Annotated in this window: 11 protein-coding genes; 9 read left to right on the top strand and 2 right to left on the bottom strand. The window is 59.4% G+C overall.

The genetic code is table 11. The features are described 5' to 3' along the window. The 7 genes from JJE47_10975 to JJE47_10945 all read left to right on the top strand — a co-directional run. Positions 1–614 (top strand): ATP-dependent DNA ligase (locus JJE47_10975; protein ID MBK5267942.1); only part of this gene is annotated, 614 nt, incomplete at its 5' end. 67 nt (positions 615–681) lie between these two features. After that, on the top strand, positions 682–1,254 hold the full coding sequence (locus tag JJE47_10970) for a hypothetical protein (protein MBK5267941.1): 573 nt from the start codon (positions 682–684) through the stop codon (positions 1,252–1,254). Between the two features lie 101 nt (positions 1,255–1,355). After that, on the top strand, positions 1,356–1,703 hold the full coding sequence (locus JJE47_10965; protein MBK5267940.1) for a DUF861 domain-containing protein: 348 nt from the start codon (positions 1,356–1,358) through the stop codon (positions 1,701–1,703). 117 nt (positions 1,704–1,820) lie between these two features. Beyond that, complete coding sequence (locus JJE47_10960; protein MBK5267939.1) at positions 1,821–2,198, top strand: NADH-quinone oxidoreductase subunit A; 378 nt, start codon at positions 1,821–1,823, stop codon at positions 2,196–2,198. Next, positions 2,198–2,668 carry an NADH-quinone oxidoreductase subunit B gene (locus JJE47_10955; GenBank protein MBK5267938.1) on the top strand — a complete coding sequence of 157 codons (471 nt, stop codon included), beginning with the start codon at positions 2,198–2,200 and terminating at the stop codon, positions 2,666–2,668. The genes JJE47_10960 and JJE47_10955 overlap by 1 nt, the downstream gene beginning before the upstream one ends. Next, on the top strand, positions 2,661–3,203 hold the full coding sequence (locus JJE47_10950) for an NADH-quinone oxidoreductase subunit C (protein MBK5267937.1): 543 nt from the start codon (positions 2,661–2,663) through the stop codon (positions 3,201–3,203). The genes JJE47_10955 and JJE47_10950 overlap by 8 nt, the downstream gene beginning before the upstream one ends. 113 nt (positions 3,204–3,316) lie before the next feature. Next, a complete protein-coding gene (locus tag JJE47_10945) occupies positions 3,317–4,573 on the top strand; it encodes an NADH-quinone oxidoreductase subunit D (GenBank protein MBK5267936.1) in 1,257 nt (418 codons plus the stop codon). Positions 4,574–4,670: 97 nt separating this feature from the next. Here JJE47_10945 and JJE47_10940 read toward each other — a convergent pair whose 3' ends face one another. Together JJE47_10940 and JJE47_10935 are read right to left on the bottom strand one after the other, a co-directional pair. Continuing rightward, positions 4,671–4,907 (bottom strand): YdeI/OmpD-associated family protein, encoded by a 237-nt coding sequence (locus JJE47_10940; GenBank protein ID MBK5267935.1) that lies wholly within the window; start codon positions 4,905–4,907, stop codon positions 4,671–4,673. After that, entirely contained in the window at positions 4,908–5,483 is a 576-nt protein-coding gene (locus JJE47_10935) for a Fe-S cluster assembly protein HesB (protein ID MBK5267934.1), read from the bottom strand. Positions 5,484–5,581: 98 nt separating this feature from the next. Here JJE47_10935 and JJE47_10930 point away from each other — a divergent pair, with 98 nt between their 5' ends. Together JJE47_10930 and JJE47_10925 are read left to right on the top strand one after the other, a co-directional pair. Beyond that, positions 5,582–6,217: an NAD(P)H-dependent oxidoreductase subunit E gene (locus JJE47_10930; GenBank protein MBK5267933.1), complete on the top strand. Its 636-nt coding sequence runs from the start codon at positions 5,582–5,584 to the stop codon at positions 6,215–6,217. Positions 6,218–6,234: 17 nt separating this feature from the next. Beyond that, the coding region (locus JJE47_10925) for an SLBB domain-containing protein (GenBank protein MBK5267932.1) at positions 6,235–7,200 on the top strand (966 nt) is incomplete at its 3' end.

Here is a 7,200-nt window from a genome sequence, read left to right as displayed (position 1 = left end):
TGCAGGTCGACGGGGAAGACCTGCTCGAGGTCCCACTAGTCGATCGCCTGGCGCGTTTGCATGCCATCGTGCCCGAAGGAATGCGAGTGCCCATTCTGGTCACCGACGACCCGGCCGAGGCTCAGGCCGCCCTGGACGCGGCAGTGAGGGCAGGTCACGAAGGTGTGATGGTCAAAGAAGCGGGCTCATCATATCTGGCAGGAAAACGAGGCTCGGCCTGGAAGAAGATCAAACCGGTCCACACGCTTGACCTCGTGGTTCTGGCCGCAGAGTGGGGTCACGGGCGGCGAACCGGATGGCTTTCAAACCTGCACCTGGGAGCACGCGATGGCGACGAGTTTGTGATGCTCGGCAAGACATTCAAAGGTATGACCGACGAAATGTTGGCCTGGCAGACCGAACGGCTTCAGGAAATCGAAGACCGTCGAACGAAACAAACCGTATACGTGCGACCTGAACTGGTCGTCGAGATTGCCATCGATGGGGTGGTGCGAAGTCCCCGTTACCCGGCGGGAATGGCACTCCGGTTTGCCAGGGTCAAGGGCTATCGACCGGACAAGTCAGCTAGTGCGGTCGATACGATCGAGACGGTACGCTCAATATTCGAAAGGTAGCGGGCCTACCCCTAAGTAGATCTGCATCGAAGCCGATAACCAAGCCTGAGACCCACGAGGCGGGAATATGCGCAGTCAGGTGTATAGACGGGAAATCGCCGGATCCGATTTGGTCAGGCTGTCCGGACATGGCGACGTGGTCAAAGTCGAATATGGCGGTGGGCAGCTCGGGCGGGTACCGATGTCCGAGGTTCGCCGGGGTGTGGCGCTTCCCCTGCCCGGGGGAGGTGAGTTGGCGCTCATGGGTGGGGACGGGGCGCACCGGATTGTTGTCAAACTCGATGGAGAACGGCTAAAACCGGTTGTCCCGGTCTTCAACTGGGCGGGGTATGCGCCGCTGGTTCTGCTTGCGGCAGCCGTCGGAAGTCTGACCATCGCCGGCCTGGCGTACGCAGGATACGAACCTGCCTGGCACCTGGCTATCCGTCGGGAGATGCTCCTGGTCGGCCTGGTCCTCCTCGTGGTCTATTGGTCCAGATCCCGCTGGGCAAACCTGATCGGTGCGGCCATGATGGTCCTGGATGTGTTCTGGGTGTTGGTCGCCGGTATTTGGAGCCCAACCTCGCTGTTGATGAGGGTATTGATTGCCGGGTACCTTGCCCGGGTCGCCTACGACGAATGGCAGGCCATTCCCGACTGATCGGTCGTGGTTCCGTTTATTCGATCGTTCAAGCGGGTTGGTCGCCCGTCACACAACCCGATAGCCTCACGGCCAACGAACTGCCCCGGGGAGGACACGCTTTGAGCCATGCTGTGAAAGCCAATATGCAAGAGATGCTGAAGAGAATGGAACCCGATTTGGTACCGGCGACCGTTGATGTAGGGAATCCGGTCATGGCCTTCTGCGAGTTGGTGTCTGCCGGGGGGATCGAGACCGGGGTGTGGAGTTGCACGGCCGGCGGTTGGACAATTGCCTCCTACGGTGTCAACGAAGCGATGGTGATGCAGGCGGGTCGCCTCCGGCTGACAGCTAGTGATGGAACGGTGACCGAGGTGACCGAAGGCGATCTGTTCTTCATTCCCAAGGGGTGGAGTGGCCGGTGGGACACGCTCGAAGATATGCAGAAGGCCTACGTCATCGTTCACTAAGGCGTTGCCCGGTCGTCGTTGGCCCGTTTTGTCGGTTGGTCGCCTAGATTCCTAGGCTGTACACATATGGTGAAGGAGACGTAGGTGGATCTTCCGGCGTACTTGCCGATCGCAATCATGTTCCTGCTCTCGGTGGGGTTTGTGGTGGCGGCCCTCACGCTCGGTTGGGTCGTGTCTCCCAAAAACCCGACTCCCGAAAAGCTGTCGCCGTATGAGTGCGGCATCGTCCCCGAATCGGAAGCCGTCCAGCGTTTCCCGGTGCAGTTCTATCTCATTGCCATGTTGTTCGTCATCTTCGATGTCGAAATCGTCTTCCTCTTCGCATGGGCGGTTTTGTTCCCCGAGCTTGGCTGGTCCGGTGTAGCCGAAATCGGCATCTTCACAGGCTTCGTAGTCCTTACCCTCGGCTACGTGTGGGGGAGAGGTGCTCTTGACTGGAACACGCCGTTGCGGGCCAGGCGCGAGCAGCGCGACGTTTCACCCGAGGCAGCCTGATGGCCGGGACGACCCCGCCGGGGTTTCTGCTGACGCAACTCGAAACGATTGCCAATTGGGCCCGGACCCGCTCAATGTTCCCTGCCACGTTTGGCCTGGCTTGCTGCGCAATCGAGATGATGGCATCAGGTACCGCCCACTACGACCTGGCACGTTTCGGTATGGAAGTGTTCCGGGCTTCGCCTCGCCAGGCCGACTTGATGATCGTGGCGGGTCGCGTGTCGCAGAAGATGGCGCCGGTGCTTCGGCAGGTCTATGACCAGATGCCCGACCCGAAATGGGTCATCTCGATGGGCGCGTGCGCCTCGACGGGTGGAATGTTCAACAACTACGCCCTTATCCAGGGTGTCGACCAGATCGTTCCGGTTGATGTATACGTTCCTGGATGCCCGCCAGGACCGCAGTCGCTCATGCACGGCATCTTGACTTTGCAGGACAAGATCACATCCGGGGAAATCGTCAATGCCTGAAGAAGGTCCAGACGCCGAAGCCGAAGCGGTCGAGGTCGCACCCGAGCCACGCTCCCTTCCGGATCATCCGGTTCTGCTCGGCCTCATCGAACCATTCGAAGATGCGGAATGGGCATTGTCAGCGGGTCAGCACGTTGTCCTGCTCCCCAAAGAACAACTCGGGGACTTCGCTCAGGCAGCCAAGGCCGCCGGGTTTGAGATGGCGGCTGATGTGACCGCCGTTGACTACCTTGGCAAACGTCGTGTTCGGTTCGAGGTCGTCGCCAGCCTGCTGTCCGTAGAACACGGTCTCCGGATCCGGGTCCGCTGCCCGGTCCCGGCCGACGACACCAGCTTGCCCTCTTTGGTCCCCACGTATCCTGGCGCCAACTTCTTCGAGCGTGAGATCTATGACATGTTCGGCATCACGTTTGAGGGCCATCCAGACATGACCCGTATCCTCATGCCCGATGACTGGGAAGGTCACCCGCTCCGCAAAGACTTCGGCGTCGGTGATGTGCCCGTGCAGTTCAAGGAAGCGAACAAGGTGACCTGATGACCGACACTCAGGATAGAAAGACCAAAGAGATCTGGGTGTCCGGTACCGAGGAACCCGACTGGCCGGGCCCCGACTACGTCGCTCACGCCACCGACGAGGGCGCCCAAAAGATGAAGCTCCACGAGACGGGTGATCGGCTCATCGAGCAACTCGGCACCCGCATCGTCGATGACGTCCTCTACGAGCAAGAGGAAATCGACGAAGACGACCGGATGATCATCAATATGGGTCCGCAACATCCATCGACCCATGGCGTGCTTCGTCTGCAAATCGAACTCGAAGGTGAGATCGTGCGGAGGATCAAGCCGATTATCGGCTACCTCCACACCGGCATGGAAAAGACCGCAGAGACCCTCACCTTCATGCAGGGAACGACGAACGTCACCCGCATGGATTACCTGGCTCCCCTTCACAACGAATTGTGTTTTTCGTTGGCTGTCGAACAACTCCTCGCCATTGACATCCCGCCTCGCGCTCAGGCCATTCGCATCCTGATGACGGAAATGAATCGCATTGCCAGCCATCTGGTTGCGCTCGCCACCAACGGGATGGATCTTGGTGCGCTCTCCATGATGATGTACGGGTTCCGCGAACGCGAAATGATCCTGGCCTTCTTCGAGAAGACCACCGGCCTGCGCATGAACAACAACTACATACGGGTGGGTGGCGTGGCCGCCGATCTTCCCGACGGCTGGCAAGGCGACATCGAAGAGTTCCTGGAAACCATGCCGCCCCGACTGGCCCAATACGACGACCTCTTGATGGCCAACCCGATCTGGTTACGGCGCACGCGTGACGTCGGAGTCATCACAGCCGAAGAATGTTTGGCCTATTCCATCACCGGTCCGTCGTTGCGTGCGACCGGCCTCGCCCACGATTTGCGCAAGGCGGCGCCGTACTCGGGGATCGAACAGTACGAGTTTGATATCCCAGTCGGCCAACGGGGCGACTCCTACGATCGTTACCGGGTCAAGGTCCATGAGATCGAAGAGTCCCTCAAGATCATCAAGCAGGGTCTCGAAACGATGCCATCGGGCGACTACAAAACCGATGACCGCAAAGTTACTCCGCCCCCGCGTAAACGCATCGACGAGTCGATGGAAGCCCTCATCCATCATTTCAAGATATATACGGAGGGCTTCAAAGTCCCCGAAGGTGAAGCGTATGTCGCCATTGAATCGCCCCGCGGCGAGCTCGGTTGTTACATCGTGTCGGACGGTGGCTCCAAACCACTCCGCATGCACACCCGGGCACCCAGTTTCGCCAACATCCAGGCCATCCCGATCATGCTCGCCGACTCACTCATCGCCGACACCATCGCTGCCCTGGCCTCTCTCGACCCGGTCATGGGGGACGTTGATCGCTGAGCTTCGCTCAGCGATTCAGCAGTTTGCCGAAGGCAAACTGCAAAGGGGACGCGGCTTAGCGATTCAGCAGTTTGCTTCGACAAACGCACGCAGCGACTCAGGGTTTGCGGCTGGGTGGATGGTCCATCTTCATATAGACCCCACCTTGGCTGAGTTCGTCGAGCATCTGGGTGAGGCGGGCCTGGCGGGACTCGGGGCGTTTGGCCCGGCCGATCCACGCCAGGTAATCGTTTCGCTGATAGAACGGTCGGGCGGCGTAGTCGTCAGCCAGGCCCGACTCCGCTAGCTCGGAGCGCACATCTTCCGGCATCGGCTGGACCGGTCGGGACGCCATCTACTGCTGCTTTGTTTTGCCGGCGGCCTTCTGGGCTCGTTTCCACTCGCGAACCTCGGCCAGGGCCGCAGGGCCATCGATGTCGGCTACCGACCGGGGCGTATCGTCGGCGAATACACCGGCGGCTTGTTCCCACCCGTCCGGTCGTACCCCGAATCGTTTGGCAAGCAGGGCCACAAAGATCCTGGTCTTTTCTTCGCCGAAGCCTGGCAACGCGCCAAGGCGTTTGGCAAGGTTCGCGCCCGAGTCGACGTCTGCCCAGACATTTGCGCCGTCCCCGTCGTATTCGTCGGCGATCACACCACACAAGGCATGGACCCGTTTTCCCATGCTTGCCGGGAAACGATGGATGGCAGGTTTGTCCGCGCACACGGCCACAAAATCATCGACAGGCATCGCGGCCACCGCGCTGGCGTCGAGGTCGCCGAGTCGGTCCACCAGGGTTTGAGGTCCCTTGAAAGCCCATTCCATCGGGACCTGCTGATCCAAGAGCATGCCGATCAGAAGGGCGGTTCCATCGGTATTGAGCAGTCGATCAGCGATCGCATCGCCGGTGATCTCCGTGGTTCCTTTCATGGTTTCAACAATACCGCGAGCCAGATCATCGAACACCCGGTATTTGGCGCGGTTCCCCGATTGAGAATCTCGTTGGTCATCTTGTAATCTTCCGCCTGATGAGTTGGTCGGCTGAGACAATCAAACGTGCCCATGACATCGTGGCCCGCTACCCCGAACCCCGCTCAGCGGTTATGCCCTTGCTGTACCTCGCAATGCGCCAAGATGGCTACCTCACAGCCGACGGCATGAAACAAGTTGCCGATCTCGTTGGTATCACTCCAGCCCAGGTCCAGTCGGTCGCCACCTTCTACGTGATGTTCAAAACCGAGCCCAAAGGCAAGTACCTCATCTCAATGTGCACGTCGATCTCCTGCTATCTGATGGGGGCCGATGATGTATTGCACGCCATCGAGGAGGCCTCAGGCGTTCCAGCTGGTGAAGCCGACGATGAAATCGGCGTTGAACATGCCGAATGTATTGGTGCGTGTGGGGGCGCTCCGGCCTGTCTTGTGAATTATGAGTTGATTGAAGGTCTTACAGCCGAGAAGGCCAAAGAGTTGGTCAAATGGCTTCGAGATGGAAAACCTGAAACCATCAACGGCGATGAGCTCCAGACCCTCTTTGGGGGCGTGACCAGTTTCGATTGGGCTATCAAGGAAGAAAACGCTGCGATCGGACCGTATCCGGCGTTTCCGGTATTTGGAACTGCTGCTCTAAACACCGACGCTCTCGAACCTGGCCGGGGCGCCTAGTGGCTTACCCGTTGGTCGTGACGAAACGGATGATGGAACATCCGACCGACTCCCACACGATGGAGCGCTACGAAGCGACCGGTGGATACGTTGCAGCTCGCCAATCCATTGGCCAGACCCGCGAAGAACTCGTTGAACTGGTCAAAGCCTCAGGGCTTCTGGGACGAGGGGGAGCGGCATTCTCGGCCGGCTTGAAATGGTCGTTTTTGGCCCCGGCCCGTCCGGCGTATCTGGTAGTAAACGGCGACGAATCAGAACCGGGAACGTTCAAAGATCGTCAACTCATGGAGCGAGATCCCCACCAGATCGTCGAGGGGATGATCATCGCTGCCAAGGCCAACGAGGTGCACGACTCGTTTGTGTACATCCGGGGTGAATACCCCAAACCCGCCCGTCGCCTTCAGCAAGCCGTGGCCGATGCTTACGCCAAGGGCTACCTCGGAAAAGGCATATTCGGAACGGACTACGACCTTGAACTGACTGTCCATCTCGGGGCAGGCGCATACATTTGCGGAGAAGAGACCGCGTTGCTCAACAGCCTCGAAGGCCGGCGCGGTGAACCCCGCATCAAACCGCCCTACTTCCCTGCAGCCAAAGGGCTTTACATGAAGCCCACCATCGTCAACAACATCGAGACGATCTCCAACCTGCCCCACATCATCAATCAGGGCAGTGAGTGGTTCGCCGGCCTCTCCGACTCGGCCGACACCGGAACGTTCATGATGTCGATCTCGGGCCACGTGAACAAACCGGGCAATTATGAACTCCCGCATGGGCTGACCTGGCGGGAGGTCATTTATGACGTAGCTGGCGGAATTCGAAACGGCAACGAACTGAAGGCCTGGGTTCCTGGGGGAGCCTCAGCTCCTTGGTTCGTGCCAGAACTTCACCTCGACAGACCTGTCACGAAGGAAGCTTGCGCCGCCGATGGTTCGATGCTCGGGTCAGGTGCCATCATCGTGATGGATCACACGACCGACATG

The sequence above is a fragment of the Acidimicrobiia bacterium genome, assembly GCA_016650365.1.
Taxonomy (GTDB): Bacteria; Actinomycetota; Acidimicrobiia; order Spongiisociales; family JAENVV01; genus JAENVV01.
Note: the sequence above shows the minus strand (reverse complement) of the source record. Positions and strands in the feature narration are given on the sequence as shown.